The following is a 14,236-nucleotide window of genomic DNA, read 5'->3' on the forward strand; positions in this document are numbered from 1 at the left end:
ATCGAGACGTGCAGAAAACGTTCGGCCTCCTCTTGGACCTTCATTGCCAGCGTCATTGCCGCAGCCAGAAACGGTCTGACGGTGCCGGCGCTGCCAAAGATTCCGCTCGGGGTGTGAACGGCTACGTCGAAGATGCTCTAAAAATCACTTGATTGAAGATATAGAAGACGATGAAGAAAAAACATTGGATTATTGGGCGGGAATGATGTTCAAAAAGCGTGCATTGCTTTACACCATTCTTGCGCTGGGCGGGTTGGCTCTGATTTTTTCTCTCAGTTATCTGCTCATGGAGGCAGACAGACTCGGGCGAGCGAATGAGGGAAAATTTGTCCTGCTGGCAATTGCCTGTGCAATTTTCTTCGCCACTATGGGCAACTTGATGATTGTGATTGCACTGACGATCGGTCGTGTTGCAGAGGTAGTAGATACGCAGAGTGGCGCAATTTTATATGGCGATGGCAAAGTCATTCAGAAGAGTGTGCGTATTCGATGGGTTAACAATATTGATTTTGACAATAGCGACCTGAATGCCGATCAAAAAATTGTTATTTTTCTGGCTGATTGGAGGCCTGCGTCATGCACTGAAAGCGGTTTTTTGCTTCAGAAGCCCTGATAGAACATTGATCAGCCTGGTGGCCATTCATAAATTCTTGCAGACATAAATAGATGCATAATGCGCCGAACGGTGGGCAAGGTCAGGTGGGCAAGGGGCAGTGCCTATATTCGCACACGAACAGAGCAGTTAAGTAGAGTAGGGCATGTCAAATACAGCTGACGTCTCCCATTTCCTATTCGCGTGGCGCGACTGTCCGGTTCGTGTTCGTTTGTCGGCACTGACCCTCTCTCCTTTTTTGGCCTTGATTTGGTTGCATTTACAAAGGCCGGAAGAGTACTATCAGCGCTTCCCTAATCGTGACATCGTGTTTCCCTACCAAACGCAATTTTGCCGATAATTCTACAATAGCACATTGACAACGCCCCGCATAATGTCTATATTGTTTGAGCGGCAGCGCTGTCAGCGCAAAGGCAGTTTGGCGCGAAATGGGAATGATTCTATGGGATTTAATGAATAATTAAGTGACAAAGAAAGGTATTTTGTGATCAAGCCAAATTTTCAGAGGCTATGGCTGGAGTTTCCAGACCATGTTCAATATAAGACGATGAAAGACTTGTACACCATGCTCGGCGGCGCCGCTGAGAAAAACATATATTCGCTTGGTTTCGGGCCTACCGGAAATGCGTGTGCCAGTCGCTTGAGCGTGGCCTTCAACAAAGCCGGTGCTCCTATCAGCACAGCAATGGCGAATGCAGTCAACGCGCGCACGCTGGGTACGAGCGACGGTTCGCGAATTATCTACGGCGTGGCCGACTTCAGAAAGTACCTGCTCAAAGTCCTGGGCAAACCAAGCGTGGATAACATGAGTCCCTATGACGACGAGTTCAAGAATCGCAAAGGTATTATCGCCTTCAGCGTCAATTGGACCGGTGCTACCGGACATATCGCTCTGTGGAATGGATCGAACTATCGTGAGCCAGGCCACGATAATTATTCAAGCTATGTCAACCCGGCTAATTCTGACGTTAAAACGTCAAAGGGCGAATTTTGGGAACTTGCATGATGCGCATGGTCTGCATCGCATGGGGGCTGGCGCTTGCCGGCTGCGCCTCCAGCGTGAATACGGCGAACGCGCCACGGCCTGCAGTACAGCGCGACGTCGAAGGCTATGCAATAGCGAGCTGCATGACTTATCAAGCGGATGCTTTTACCAAGGATCAAGGCGATGCCTGGGGGTCCGTGATTGTGCAGCGGATGAAAGGCGATCTTGATGCCATGGGGGAGATCGCAGAGCAGGTCAAACGGGAAAACGCAGCGAGTGGGGTGGCTGTGATGCGTGACGAGTCAGAGCCGCAAAAGGGCAAGGTGTTGCCTATACTGCACTGTGTCGAGATGATCGACAGGCCAGCTGTGCGGGCAGCCATTCAAAAAGCCGTCGCGGCGCTTCGTCCATCGTACGGTCAGGAATAAGGGTTGGACGAGCCCAAGGGGCTTGTCCAATCCGTCGCCATGTCTGGCCAGTTCATCGCCTGGCCCTTTGACGGGGGGAGGCCGGCAGCGCTGCGGACGGGGTAAGCGCCACCAGGGCGACGCTTTTCTGAGACAATCAATGGCAGGCAACGCTACCTGGGCGCTGTGAACCAGAATTGAGCAGTCACCCTTCAGAATCATCGTCATCATTCGAGCATTCCACCAATGACCCTGTCTACTATATTCCTCTGCCTGCTGGCAGCGAAAGCCATTTCCGAACTGCTTAGCCTGTTCCTGACCCACCCGCTGGTGGACCTTGGCGCCGGCCTGTTCTTTGGACTGGGTTCCGCCGCCATGCTGGCCGGGAGCCCGGGCAATGTGTTCGCCTGGGTCGCCCTGGCCCTTGCGCTGTACTGGCTGGTGCAAGGCGCTACCGCCCTGTCGCGGCAAAAAGGTCGCAAGGCCAAACTGGCTGGCGCCGCGTCAGCAGCCAGCGCCTCCTGAGCCCCATGAGCCGACCTTAAGCGCCGCCCGCCGTCGCCGACTTGATCGCGTGCCGGCCCATCAGGTCGTACAAGGTCGGCCGGCTAATCCCCAGCAACTCCGCCGCGCGCACGATGTTCCCGTCGACCCGCGCCAGCGCCTTGACGATGGCCGCATACTCGGCCTCGTCGCGCACCTGGCGCAGGTTGATCGGCTGTTCCGGTTCCGCCGAGGCTGACAATCCCAGATCCTCCGCCGTAATCTGCGGCCCGTCCGCCATGATGATCGCGCGCTTGATGCAGTTTTCCATCTCGCGCACATTGCCCGGCCACGGATAGCTTTCGATCACGCCAATCGCTTCCTGGCTGAAATGCAAGGTCGGCCGCGATTCCTGCGCGCAGAACTTGTTCTTGAAATGGTGCGCCAGCAAGGCCGCGTCGCCGACCCGGTCGCGCAGCGGCGGAATGGTCACCACGATTTCCGACAGGCGATAATACAAATCCTCGCGGAAGCGCCCGCTGGCCGAGAGCGCCTTCAGATTCTGGTGCGTCGCGCATACAATCCGCACATCGACCGCAATCTCTTCATGCCCGCCGACGCGCTCGATCACGCGCTCCTGCAAAAAGCGCAGCAGTTTGGCTTGTAGCGACATCGGCAAATCGCCCACTTCATCGAGGAAGAAGGTGCCGCCGTGCGCCAGTTCGACCTTGCCCTTGGTTTGCTTGGCCGCGCCCGTAAACGCACCTTTTTCGTAGCCGAACAATTCGCTTTCGAGCAGATTCTCGGGAATCGCTGCGCAGTTGATCGCCATGAAGCGCTGGTTGGCGCGCGGACTCAACTGGTGCAGCGCGCGCGCCAGCACTTCCTTGCCGGTGCCGCTTTCGCCCAGCACCATGACGGAGGCCGAGGTCGGCGCCACTTTTTCGATATTGCGGCACACGCGCTGCATGCCGGCGTCGCGGCTGATCACGCCGCTCAGCGGCGAATCGACCTGCGACTGGCGCATGCGCCGGTTTTCCTGCTGCAAGGCGTGCAGATAAAAGGCGCGCTGCACCACCAGGCCCAGCATTTCGGGGTCGAACGGCTTCTGGTGGAAGTCGTAGGCCCCCAGCCCAATTGCTTCGACCGCGTGCGCGTGGTTCTGGTTCCCGGTCAGGACGATGACTTTGGTGTCGGGCGCCAGTGCCAGGATCTGGCGCAGGGTGGCCAGCCCTTCGGTGGCGCCGTCCGGATCGGGCGGCAGGCCCAGGTCCATGGTCACCACCGCCGGTTCGTGGCGGCGCACTTGCGCCAGCGCGGCGTCGCGGTCGCCCGCCACCACCACTTCGTAGGCATCGAAGCACCAGCGCAGCTGCTTTTGCAGGCCGGGGTCGTCTTCGATGATCAGCATCTTCATTTTGTTTTGGGTCACAGCGATCCTCTGGCCGTCATGCGGCTTTATCGACAGTTTGAGTGTCCTGCTGGCACAGCGGCAGGGTGATTCTGAACGTGGTGCCTTGCGGCGGCGTGCTGCTGACCGCCAGGTTGCCGCCGAGCTCATGAATGTATTCACGGCTCTCGAAAGCGCCAATGCCCATGCCGGCCGATTTGGTCGATTCGAACGGTTTGTACAGGCGCTCGCGGATGAATTCTTCGCTCATGCCTTCGCCGGTGTCGCGGATCTCGATGATAACCGAATCGTCCGCGCGGCTGAGCGTGATTGCCACCTGGCCTTCCTTGGGCGTGGCTTCGATGGCGTTCTGGATCAGGTGGCCCACCACCCGTTCCAGCCGTTCCCAGTCGGCCACCACGCGCAGGCGCGCTTCGCTAATCGTCAGCAGCGGACGCGGCTCGAAGGCGGCCTTGTTGGCCACCGCCTGGACCAGCAGTTTTTCGATCGAGAGCGGGGCCGGGCGCTCCTGCGATGCGCTGCGGCTGAGCTTTTGCAGCATCAGGCGCATTTTTTGCACCGACAGGGTCACGGTTTCGAGCATGTCGCGCTGGAATTCGGGGTTGTCCTTGTGTTTTTCGGCATTTGGAATCAGCAAGCCCAGTTGCGACACCAGGTTTTTCAAATCGTGCACCACGAAAGTCGACATGCGGTTGAACGATTCGAACTGGCGCGCCAGCATCAGGGCGCTGGCCGCTTCGTGCTGGGCCAGGTAGCTGGCGGCTTGGCTGCCGGCAATCTTGAGCAGGTCGATCACTTCCCAGTTCAGGGTAATGGCGCTGCGCGGCTGCAACAGCAGCATGAAACCGAACAGGCGGCCCTGCAGCATCAGCGGCACCACCAGGCGTCCGCGCGGAAATTTATTCATCCACTCGGGCAGCACCAGGCCTTCGTACTTGTCCGGGTCCTTGGCGAATTCCTGCAGGTCGACTACCCACTGGCGCGATTCCAGAAAGCGGCAGAAGGCCGACTCGTCCGGCTCGGACGGGGCCAGTTCCGGCATGTGCCAGTTGGCCACCGGTTCGCACAGGCCCGCTTCGCGCCGGATCCACAGCATGCCGCCGGAACTTTCGACCAGCTCGCCAACCGCTTGCAGGGTGCGCTCGCCCAGGTTGGGACCGGCTTCGGACAGGGTGCGGGTAAAGCGCAGCCATTCTTCGCGGTAGTCGTAGTTGTAGCTGTAGAAATGCTTGCTGATGAACACTTTCAGCCAGGAGCGGAAGGTGCCCGAGAACAAAATGCCGGCCAGTAGCACCAGGGCGCCGAACAGGAAGGCCATCTGCATCAGCGAGCCCCACTGGCCGCCGAAGTAGCGCAAGTAATACCCGGCCGCGCCCATGGCCAGCAGGTAGGCGGCCGAGCCGAACAGGGCCGCCGAATGGAACAGCAGGCGGCGCGAGACCGCGATGTGCGACGACCACGACGCGCTGCGCGCCACCGACACCGCGATCAGGGGCGCGGTCAGGGCGTTGACCACGCCGCGCGCGGACCAGATTTCGGGATTGATCTGGCGCATCAGCAGGGCGTTACTGTACAGATAAAAATCGAAGACGAAGATGCCGCCGATGCCGAGGCAGGCGAACTTGATGGCCCAGCGTTCCTGCACCGGCTTGTTGCGGTACAACTGTTCGACCAGCAGCATGCCGAGCACGGCCATGCCGATGCGCGCCATCACGCCCACGATGCCGCTTTGCTGGCCCAGCACGGCCGGCATGAATTCGGACATGATCTTGTCGCCCAGCACCAGCAGGTAGAGCAGGGCGATGGCCGGCAGGGCCGGGGTGCGGCGCAGCTGGCGCCAGCTGGTGCCTTCGAAGTGGCCCAGCAGCGACAGCAGCACCACGGTCCAGGCGCCGTTGCGCGCCACTTCCAGCAGTTCGCCGGCCCAGATGTGGGCCAGCACGCCCCAGGCCTGGGCCGCCAGCGCGCCGCCCCACAGCATGGTCAGCGCGCAGGCGCAGGCCAGCACGGACGCATGCTGGCGGCTGCGCCAGCGCGTCAGCAGGACGACGCCGAGCAGCGCAAACGCGAGCGCGGCGGTTGAATAGCTCATGGTGGCGATGTTGCTCAGCATTCCGGTGCGCTTGTCTTTCCGGTGTGGATCACGGTGTGGAGTGAAGCGCCGGGCGAGGCCGGCGCTGGCGCCCGCCCCAAGGGGGGACCCAAGGTGCAGGCAGCGGTCAACGCCCGTGACTGCCCATGACCACCTTGAGGGTGTCGATCAGGATCAGCAGGTCGAGGAACAGGCTGTTGTTTTTCACATAATACAGATCATACTGGAGCTTTTGCACCGCGTCATCGACAGATGCGCCATAACCGTAACGGACCTGGGCCCAGCCGGTGATGCCGGGCTTGATGCTGTGGCGTACGTTGTAGTAGGGAACCTGCTCGTTCAACTGTTCGACGAAGTACGGCCGCTCCGGGCGCGGACCGACGAAACTCATCTCGCCCTTGAACACGTTGAGGATCTGCGGCAACTCGTCGATGCGGCATTTGCGGATGAAGTTGCCCACGCGCGTGACGCGCGGATCGTTCTGGGCCGCCCACTGCGGCTTGCCGCCCTTTTCGGCGTCGTTGTACATGCTGCGGAACTTGAGCACCTTGAAGGTCTGGCCATTCGTGCCGACCCGTTCCTGCTGGTAAAAGATCGGGGCGCGGTCTTCGATGAAGATCGCCAGCGCGGTCAGGAACATCACCGGCAGGGATACCAGCAGCAAGGTGCCGCTGACCACCAGGTCGAAGGTGCGCTTGACGAAAATGCGGATGAAGCTCTGGTCGAAGCCGCCGCCGAACACCAGCCAGCTCGGCTGCAGTGAATCGACCCGGATCTGGCTCGTTTCGCGCTCGAAGAAGGTGGCGGCGTCGATCACTTTGACGCCGTACAGTTTGCATTCGAGCAAATCCTTGATCGGGAAAGCGCCGCCGCGGCGGTTTTCCACCGAGACCACGATTTCTTCGACATCATGGCGGCGCGCCAGGGTCAGCAGCGATTCGTCACCGCGCACTTCCAGCAGGGACGAGGCCGGCACACGCGACACTTCGGACGGCATGGCGATGAAGCCGGCGATCTCGTAGCGGTGGTAAACCTGGTCGCGGTTGGCCAGTTCGCGGCATTCGTTGGCCAGGGCGCCGCCGCCGACGAACAGGATGCGCGACTCGAACTTGCGCGCTTCCGATGTCTTGAGGAAAATCGTGCGCGCCACAAAGATGCCGGCGGCCCCGATCATGAACACCAGCAGCATGATGCCGCGCCCGAAATACAGGTTCGGCACCACGTAGAACAGCAATGTCAGGATGCAAAAGCCCATCGCGAAGGAGGGCAGCAGCTTCTGGAAGAAGGGATTGCGCAAGCCTTCGGTCAGGTTCAGCTGGTACATGCCGAGCGCGCTCATGCTGAACACGATGGCGATGGCGTAGGCGATCGCCGAAATCAGGAAATTATCCAGATGCGGCGGCAGCGAGGTCTTGCCGTCTTCGTAGACGCGCAGCGCCGCGCCCGCGTACGCCGAACCGATCAGGATCAGCACCTCGACAAACAGCAGCACGAACACAACCCGTGAGACATAGTGATTAGAAATCCGAAGCATTTTTCCACCCCTGGACAGGATAAGTGGCGTTGCGTGGCGGGCATCAAGGCGCCCGGCCGCAACGCTTTTAATTGTTGTAAGTCAAATTCCGGATGTACCACGCCATGGCTTGCCGCATGCCCTCGCCGATCCGGTGGGTGGGGGCAAAACCGAGTAATTTGATCGCTTTGGAAATATCCGCCTGCGAGTGACGCACATCGCCGGCGCGGAACGGCGCGTACTGCGGCTGATGTTCTCGCACGTGCGGAAACTGTTCTGCCAGCAATTCGCACATCATCGCGTGCAGCTGGTTCAGGCTGGTGCGCTCGTTGAGCGCGACGTTGTAGACCTGGTTGCTGGCTTCCGGATCGTCGGCCAGGGCGGCCAGCAAGTTGGCCTGCACCACATTGTCGATGTAGCAGAAGTCGCGGCTGGTTTCGCCGTCGCCATTGATGAACAGCGGCTTGTTCTTGATCAGCGCGGCAATCCATTGCGGGATCACGGCGGCGTAGGCGCCATCCGGGTCCTGGCGCGGGCCGAACACATTAAAGTAGCGCAGGCCGATGGTCTGGGTGCCGTAGCAGCGCCCGAACACTTCGGCGTACAGTTCGTTGACATACTTGGTGATGGCGTAGGGCGACAGCGGATTGCCGATCTCGTCCTCGACCTTGGGCAGGGCCGGATGGTCGCCGTAGGTCGAGCTGGAGGCGGCGTACACGAAACGTTTCACCCTGGCGTCGCGCGCGGCCACCAGCATGTTCAGGAAACCGGTGACATTGGTGTCGTTGGTGGTGATCGGGTCTTCCATCGAGCGCGACACCGAGCCGAGCGCCGCTTCGTGCAGCACATAGTCGGCGCCGGCCACGGCCCTGGCGCAGTCGCTTGGAATGCGGATGTCGCCACGGATGAAGGTGAAGTTGTCCCAGGCCGCGCTGCCGACCAGCTCGCGCACCTGGTCCAGGTTGTGCTGGTGGCCGGTGGCGAAGTTGTCGAGGCCGGTGACCTTCTGGCCGAGCCGCAGCAATGCTTCAACCAGGTTGGACCCGATGAAACCGGCCGCGCCCGTAACCAGCCAGTGGCTGCGATGCGCGCGCAAGTGCTGTTGAACCTCGATAAATTTACCCACGGCAGACTCCAGTTTCTTATTCATGCTGCATACAAGGAAGCGCCAGCGGGCGCCTCCCAACGGCCCCTACAGGCGCCAGACGGAAAAACCGGCGGCGCGCAAGGCGTCCTGGTCGAACAGCGATTTGACATCCATGAAGCAGCCACCCTTGTTCAGCTTGGCCTGGAGGTCGCACAGCGGGCGTGCCAGCAATTGCTTGTGCGACACGGCCGCGATGATGGCGTCAGCCTGCGGCAACTGTTCCCAGCTGTCGAGCTTGACGCCGTACTCGTGCATGGCTTCGGCGGCGTCGGCCACCGGATCGTGCACGTGCACCTGCACGCCGTAGGTAGCCAGTTCGGTGATGATATCGGCCACCTTCGAGTTACGCAGATCCGGGCAGTTTTCCTTGAACGTGAGGCCGATCACGTTCACCTTCGCGCCCTTGACGTTGAAACCGGCGGCGATCATCGACTTGACGGTTTTTTCGGCCACGAACTTGGCCATGCCATCGTTGATGCGGCGCCCGGCCAGGATCACCTGCGGGTGGTAGCCGATCATTTCGGCCTTGTGCGTCAGGTAATACGGATCGACGCCGATGCAATGCCCGCCCACCAGGCCCGGGCGGAACGGCAGGAAGTTCCACTTGGTTCCGGCCGCTTTCAGCACTTCCAGCGTATCGATGCCAATTTTATCGAAAATGATCGCAAGTTCGTTCATCAGCGCGATATTCAAGTCGCGCTGCGTGTTCTCGATGACCTTTGCCGCTTCCGCCACCTTGACCGACGACGCGCGGTACACGCCGGCGGTGATGATCGATTCGTACAGCTTGGCCACGTCGTCGAGGGTGGCGGCGTCGTCGCCCGAGACCACTTTGAGGATGGTGGTGAGCGTGTGTTCCTTGTCGCCCGGATTGATGCGTTCCGGCGAAAAACCAACGTGGAAATCGTCCATCCACTTCAGGCCCGAATGCTGTTCCAGGATCGGAATGCAGACTTCCTCGGTCGCGCCCGGATACACGGTGGACTCGAAGATGACGATCGCGCCCTTCTTCATATGCAGGCCGACGGTCTTGCTGGCGCCCGCGAGCGGGGTGAAGTCGGGATTGTGGGCGTTGTCGACCGGGGTCGGCACAGCCACCACGATGTAGTCGGCGCCGGCGATGGCGGCCGGGTCGGCGCTGACGGTCAGGTGCTCCGCGGCGCGCAACTCTTCACTGCTCAGTTCGCCCGTAGGGTCGATGAAACGCTGATAGCTGTCGATCTTGCTGGTCGACAGGTCGAAACCAATGGTCGTGCGTTTCTTGCCGAATTCGACCGCCAATGGCAGGCCGACGTAACCGAGGCCAACGACGGCCACTACTTTTGCTGCTGCTTCCATCTCGGATTCCCTGTTCAAAACGTATTTTGTTATTATAGCAACAGAATTACGCCTGCATAATTTACAACTTGAAAACAAACGTGCGCCCTGGTGTTGCGGCGTCTGTGCCACGCCGGGCTCCGGCGCGCGCGCTTTTCTCTCTTGCAAGTGACGCTATCGGCCACCCCCTTAACGCCGGAGCAGCGTTTCAGGCCGACACGCGGCAGCTGTCGCCGAGCAATAAATAATGATCGGAACTATATTCTTAGGAATATACACTCTTTCCTTGCGAAATAGCAAAGTTCGTTACAACTTAACTAACTATTAGAGAAATTCGTGTTGTTATTTTTAGCTGTCCATGACAGGGCTGGCAGTTCGCGGGAGCGGCGCACCCGGACGCGTCCGGATGCGGCGGCGCAAGGCTCGCCGCGGCCCGGAAAAGGCCGCATAAGACGGGCCATGAATCCTTATTGTAATGACGTGCAAGCGGGCCAAATAAGTATTCTTGGTAACTGTTGCGTTTTCGCCCTGACGGCTTTTTCCGCTATGTGAGCAGGGTATCCAAGCTAAGTTTGCGCGTGCGCAAAGTGCGTCGCCACCAGCTTGAATATGAAAAGAATCCGGGAACATGCGGCGCCCGCCGCGGCCTAACTTCCAACCCGATCGCAAGCAGTACGGCGCGCCTGTTCGGCGACGCCATGTTGTGTACAAGGGACCTTGAAAAAATGACGCCGCGCAGTAGGTTTTTCGAGGTCCCTTCCTACAGGAGATGTCATGGAAAGCACGACCGATACCAGCCGGCGCCAGGGCCGCCCCGGTTTCTGGCAATACCCCGATGCCTCGCCTGGCCCGGATGATAACGACGCCGCGGCACCCCGGTCCGTGCCCGCGCAGCCGGGCGGGGCAGGGCGCGCCGCGCGCGAACAGCGGCTCGGCATCGTTCTGGGCTGGATCAGCATCGGCCTCGGCGCCGCCAGCGTGGTGGCGCCGCGCTTCATGGCGCGCGCGGCCGGCATGCCGCCCTGGCCCACCGTGCTGCGCGCCGTGGGCATGCGCGAACTGGTCAGCGGGGTCGGGCTGCTGAACCGGCCCGGCGACCAGTTGTGGCGCTGGTCGCGCGTGGCGGGCGACGCCATGGACCTGGCCCTTGTCGGCCTGGCCGCCACCCATCCGTACGCCAACCGGCGCCGGCTGGCGTCGACCGCGCTGGCGCTGGCCACGGTCGGCGCGCTCGACCTGCGCGCCGCCAATCCGCCGCGCCTGGCGCCCTCGCGTGTCGCGCTGGAGCGGCCTCGGGGCGGGCGGCAGGATGGCCGGCAAATGGGTCGGCAAATGGGGCGGCAAGATGGCCGGCAAAGTAGCCAGCACATACAGCACTCGGTCAGCATCAACCGCCCGCCCGACGCCTGCTACCGCTTCTGGCGCGACCTTGCGCGCCTGCCCAGCTTCATGCGGCATCTGGAATCGGTCAGCGTCATCGACGAGCGCCGTTCGCACTGGCGCGCGCGCGGGCCGGCCGGCAGCCGCGTCGAGTGGGATGCCGAGATCACCGACGACCATCCCGGCCAGTTGCTGGGCTGGCGTTCGGTGCCGGGGGCGGATGTCGAGAACGCCGGCACCGTGCATTTCATCCCCGCCAACGGCGGCCGCGCCACGGTCCTGCAGGTGCGGATGAGCTACCTCCCGCCGGCCGGACGCGCCGGCGCCATCGTCGCCCGCTTGTTCGGCGAGGAGCCGTCGATCCAGATGCGCGACGACCTGCGCCGCTTCAAGCAACTGATCGAGACCGGCGAAATCCCCACCACGCGCGGCCAGCCGAGCGGTGCGCGCAGCCTGCTGTCGACCCTGTTTCACAAAGGAGCAGACCAATGAAAGCCACCTGCTGGCACGGAGCGCGCGATGTGCGGGTCGAACAGGTGCCCGACCCGGCCATCATCAATCCCGGCGACGCGATCGTCAAAATCAGCTCCACCGCAATCTGCGGCTCCGACCTGCACCTGTACAACGGCGTGGTGCCGAGCATGATGCAGGGCGACATCCTCGGCCACGAGTTCATGGGTGAGATTGTCGAGATCGGCTCCGGGGTCAAGCGCCTCAAGGTGGGCGACCGGGTGGTGGTGCCGTTTCCCATCGCGTGCGGCCAGTGCTTTTTCTGCGAGCAGAAACTGTTTTCGGTGTGCGAGAACTCCAACCCGAATGCCTGGCTGGCCGAAAAAATGTGGGGCCATGCCACGGCCGGCATCTTCGGCTATTCGCACCTGACGGGCGGCTACGCCGGCGGCCAGGCCGAGTACGCGCGGGTGCCGTATGCCGACGTGGGGCCGCTGGTCGTGCCGCCGGAACTCCCCGACGACAAGGTGCTGTTCCTGTCCGATGTACTGCCCACCGGCTTCATGGCGGCCGACGCCTGCGACATCGTGCCCGGCGCCGTGGTGGCGGTGTGGGGCTGCGGGCCGGTCGGGCAGTTCGCGATCCAGAGCGCCTTTCTGCTCGGGGCCGAACGGGTGATCGCCATCGACCATTATCAGGACCGGCTCGACATGGCGCGCGATGTCTCGCATGCCGAGGTGCTCAATTTCGACGAGGTCGACATCATCGACGCCCTGCGCGAGATGACCGGCGGGCGCGGCCCGGACGCCTGCATCGACGCCGTCGGCATGGAAGCGCACGGCGCCGGCGCGGGCTATGCCTACGACCGGGTCAAGCAGGCCATGCGGCTCGAATCGGACCGGCCCACCGCCTTGCGCGAGGCGCTGTTCAGTTGCCGCAATGCCGGCGTGGTGTCGATCGCCGGCGTATACGGCGGCTTCAGCGACAAGATATCCTTCGGGGCGGTGATGAACCGGGGACTGACCATCCGCGCCGGACAGTGCCATGTGCAGCGCTACATGCAGCCCCTGCTCGAACGCATCATGAACGGCGACATCGATCCGGCTTGCATCATCACCCATCACCTCGACCTGGACGACGCCCCGCGGGCCTACGAGATGTTCAAGCACAAGCAGGACCGCTGCATCAAGGTCGTCATGCATCCCAAGCATTGAGTGCTACCTGCGCAAGTGGACGACGGTAGCATGTTTCTTTACGGCGGGTATTAAATAACGCTACTGGAGGCAGCGTTTACTTTTTTGAAACCTGGGTACCTATACTGCGCCTCATTCGAACTTGCAGTGCGTTAGCCAAAATGGATGACGCTGCAAAGGCGGGTTGAGGGGGCCTCGAAAACCGTCGCGAGCGGCGCAAGTTGCGTCCGAGAAGCGCAGCCGTACGAAGGTACGGTGAGCATCGCAGGGCGAAAATTGCGCCGCGCAGTAGGTCTTTCGAGGTTCCCGGCAGTGTGTTTCTACTCAGGAGATTGGTAACATGGTCAAGGCAAAACATATTCTGGCATTGGTAGCTGTATCGAGCCTGCTGTCGGCATGCTACGTCGTTCCGATCGATCAATATCCGCCGCGCGGCAACGGCAACGGCAACTACAACAACAACGGCGGCGGTGTCGCCATCGTGCCGGTGCCGGCCGTTCGCCCGATTTACACGGCGCGCCTGTATCCGGCCAACGACGAGGCATCGCGCATGGGCCGCATTTCAGGCACGATCAGCAATCCTGAACGCGGCCATGGCGAATTCTCGTTCGCTGCCGGCGGCGAAGCGTTTTCCGGCGAAGCGACGCGCGATCCGGGCGCGGCCAAGGGCGTGGCCAACGCGTCCGGCAACCGTGGCGGCTATGTGCGTTGCGACTACGCGATGACGCGCGCCGAAATGGGGTCGGGCACCTGCGTGTTTTCCAGCGGTGCGCGTTTTGACATGCACATCACGCAGTAAGCAGCAGCGCGGCGGCAGCGCAGATACTGACCATGCCCGGTGTTGTGCATTACACTTGGCGCGGGCAGTATCTTTCCAATCCGCTTTGTGAATTTCCGTAACGATGAAAATGGTTATCCTGGTGCGCGACGACGTGCCGCTCGGTTTTGCGATGGTGGCCGTGGCCCACGCATCGCTGGCCGGCTATCTGAAATTCAAGGACACGCCCGACGTCGAGGCGTGGCTGGCCGGGCCGTTCTTCAAGGCCGTCTGCATCGTCAACGCCAGGGAATTCGAGAATGCCAAGCAGGTGGCCGACCATCTCGTGCTGACCGAGTCCGCGCTCGGCAACCGCGAAGTGGCCATCGTCTTCCGTCCGCGCGAAGCATGGCCGAAGATGTTCAAGTTCCTCAAGCTGTACCGTACGGCGCCCGTCATCGGCGTTGACGCCAGCCCTTGACGACCGC

At 61.3% G+C, this 14,236-nt stretch carries 13 protein-coding genes; 8 read left to right on the forward strand and 5 right to left on the reverse strand.

All coding sequences use genetic code 11. The annotated features are described in order from the left end of the window. The first annotated feature begins 148 nt into the window (after positions 1-148). The 4 genes from F2P45_RS25240 to F2P45_RS25255 all read left to right on the forward strand — a co-directional run bounded on the left by F2P45_RS25240 (position 149) and on the right by F2P45_RS25255 (position 2,530). Positions 149-613, forward strand: a complete 465-nt coding sequence (locus tag F2P45_RS25240; RefSeq protein ID WP_166880969.1) for a hypothetical protein — start codon at positions 149-151, stop codon at positions 611-613. Positions 614-1,097: 484 nt separating this feature from the next. Next, positions 1,098-1,619, forward strand: a complete 522-nt coding sequence (locus F2P45_RS25245; protein WP_166880970.1) for a T6SS effector amidase Tae4 family protein — start codon at positions 1,098-1,100, stop codon at positions 1,617-1,619. After that, positions 1,616-2,026, forward strand: coding sequence for a hypothetical protein (locus tag F2P45_RS25250; protein WP_229505290.1), 411 nt, complete (start codon positions 1,616-1,618; stop codon positions 2,024-2,026). The genes F2P45_RS25245 and F2P45_RS25250 overlap by 4 nt, the downstream gene beginning before the upstream one ends. Positions 2,027-2,251: 225 nt before the next feature. Beyond that, a complete protein-coding gene (locus tag F2P45_RS25255) occupies positions 2,252-2,530 on the forward strand; it encodes a hypothetical protein (RefSeq protein WP_166880971.1) in 279 nt (92 codons plus the stop codon). A 16-nt stretch (positions 2,531-2,546) separates the two neighbouring features. Here the strand turns inward: F2P45_RS25255 and prsR are convergent, their stop codons facing one another. From prsR to F2P45_RS25280, 5 genes are all read right to left on the reverse strand, one after another. Further along, on the reverse strand, positions 2,547-3,920 hold the full coding sequence (gene prsR / locus F2P45_RS25260) for a PEP-CTERM-box response regulator transcription factor (RefSeq protein WP_166880972.1): 1,374 nt from the start codon (positions 3,918-3,920) through the stop codon (positions 2,547-2,549). A 16-nt stretch (positions 3,921-3,936) separates the two neighbouring features. Further along, a complete protein-coding gene (gene prsK, locus F2P45_RS25265; protein WP_229505291.1) occupies positions 3,937-5,991 on the reverse strand; it encodes an XrtA/PEP-CTERM system histidine kinase PrsK in 2,055 nt (684 codons plus the stop codon). A 127-nt stretch (positions 5,992-6,118) separates the two neighbouring features. Then, on the reverse strand, positions 6,119-7,525 hold the full coding sequence (locus F2P45_RS25270; protein WP_166880974.1) for a TIGR03013 family XrtA/PEP-CTERM system glycosyltransferase: 1,407 nt from the start codon (positions 7,523-7,525) through the stop codon (positions 6,119-6,121). 67 nt (positions 7,526-7,592) lie between these two features. Beyond that, positions 7,593-8,654: an SDR family oxidoreductase gene (locus tag F2P45_RS25275; RefSeq protein WP_166880975.1), complete on the reverse strand. Its 1,062-nt coding sequence runs from the start codon at positions 8,652-8,654 to the stop codon at positions 7,593-7,595. A 42-nt stretch (positions 8,655-8,696) separates the two neighbouring features. Further along, positions 8,697-9,989, reverse strand: coding sequence for a nucleotide sugar dehydrogenase (locus F2P45_RS25280; RefSeq protein WP_166880976.1), 1,293 nt, complete (start codon positions 9,987-9,989; stop codon positions 8,697-8,699). A 753-nt stretch (positions 9,990-10,742) separates the two neighbouring features. Between F2P45_RS25280 and F2P45_RS25285 the strand changes: the two genes are divergently transcribed. The 4 genes from F2P45_RS25285 (at position 10,743) to F2P45_RS25300 (ending at position 14,229) form a co-directional block, all read left to right on the forward strand. After that, positions 10,743-11,840 (forward strand): SRPBCC family protein, encoded by a 1,098-nt coding sequence (locus F2P45_RS25285; protein ID WP_166880977.1) that lies wholly within the window; start codon positions 10,743-10,745, stop codon positions 11,838-11,840. Continuing rightward, entirely contained in the window at positions 11,837-13,012 is a 1,176-nt protein-coding gene (locus F2P45_RS25290; protein ID WP_166880978.1) for a zinc-dependent alcohol dehydrogenase, read from the forward strand. Before F2P45_RS25285 ends, F2P45_RS25290 begins: the two co-directional genes overlap by 4 nt. 319 nt (positions 13,013-13,331) lie before the next feature. Next, positions 13,332-13,790 (forward strand): hypothetical protein, encoded by a 459-nt coding sequence (locus tag F2P45_RS25295; protein WP_166880979.1) that lies wholly within the window; start codon positions 13,332-13,334, stop codon positions 13,788-13,790. Between the two features lie 103 nt (positions 13,791-13,893). Next, positions 13,894-14,229: an aminoacyl-tRNA hydrolase gene (locus tag F2P45_RS25300; protein ID WP_166880980.1), complete on the forward strand. Its 336-nt coding sequence runs from the start codon at positions 13,894-13,896 to the stop codon at positions 14,227-14,229. The last annotated feature ends 7 nt before the right edge of the window (positions 14,230-14,236 follow it).

The organism is Massilia mucilaginosa (assembly GCF_011682145.1).
GTDB classification, from domain to species: Bacteria; Pseudomonadota; Gammaproteobacteria; order Burkholderiales; family Burkholderiaceae_D; genus Telluria_A; species Telluria_A mucilaginosa.

Bases quoted from the DNA above. Each gene is read 5' to 3' on its own strand.
- prsK (WP_229505291.1), bottom strand. From the start codon at position 5,991: ATGAGCTATTCAACCGCCGCGCTCGCGTTTGCGCTGCTCGGCGTCGTC.
- F2P45_RS25300 (WP_166880980.1), top strand. From the start codon at position 13,894: ATGAAAATGGTTATCCTGGTGCGCGACGACGTGCCGCTCGGTTTTGCG.
- F2P45_RS25295 (WP_166880979.1), top strand. From the start codon at position 13,332: ATGGTCAAGGCAAAACATATTCTGGCATTGGTAGCTGTATCGAGCCTG.
- F2P45_RS25250 (WP_229505290.1), top strand. From the start codon at position 1,616: ATGATGCGCATGGTCTGCATCGCATGGGGGCTGGCGCTTGCCGGCTGC.
- F2P45_RS25255 (WP_166880971.1), top strand. From the start codon at position 2,252: ATGACCCTGTCTACTATATTCCTCTGCCTGCTGGCAGCGAAAGCCATT.
- F2P45_RS25285 (WP_166880977.1), top strand. From the start codon at position 10,743: ATGGAAAGCACGACCGATACCAGCCGGCGCCAGGGCCGCCCCGGTTTC.
- F2P45_RS25290 (WP_166880978.1), top strand. From the start codon at position 11,837: ATGAAAGCCACCTGCTGGCACGGAGCGCGCGATGTGCGGGTCGAACAG.
- F2P45_RS25280 (WP_166880976.1), bottom strand. From the start codon at position 9,989: ATGGAAGCAGCAGCAAAAGTAGTGGCCGTCGTTGGCCTCGGTTACGTC.
- F2P45_RS25275 (WP_166880975.1), bottom strand. From the start codon at position 8,654: ATGAATAAGAAACTGGAGTCTGCCGTGGGTAAATTTATCGAGGTTCAA.
- F2P45_RS25270 (WP_166880974.1), bottom strand. From the start codon at position 7,525: ATGCTTCGGATTTCTAATCACTATGTCTCACGGGTTGTGTTCGTGCTG.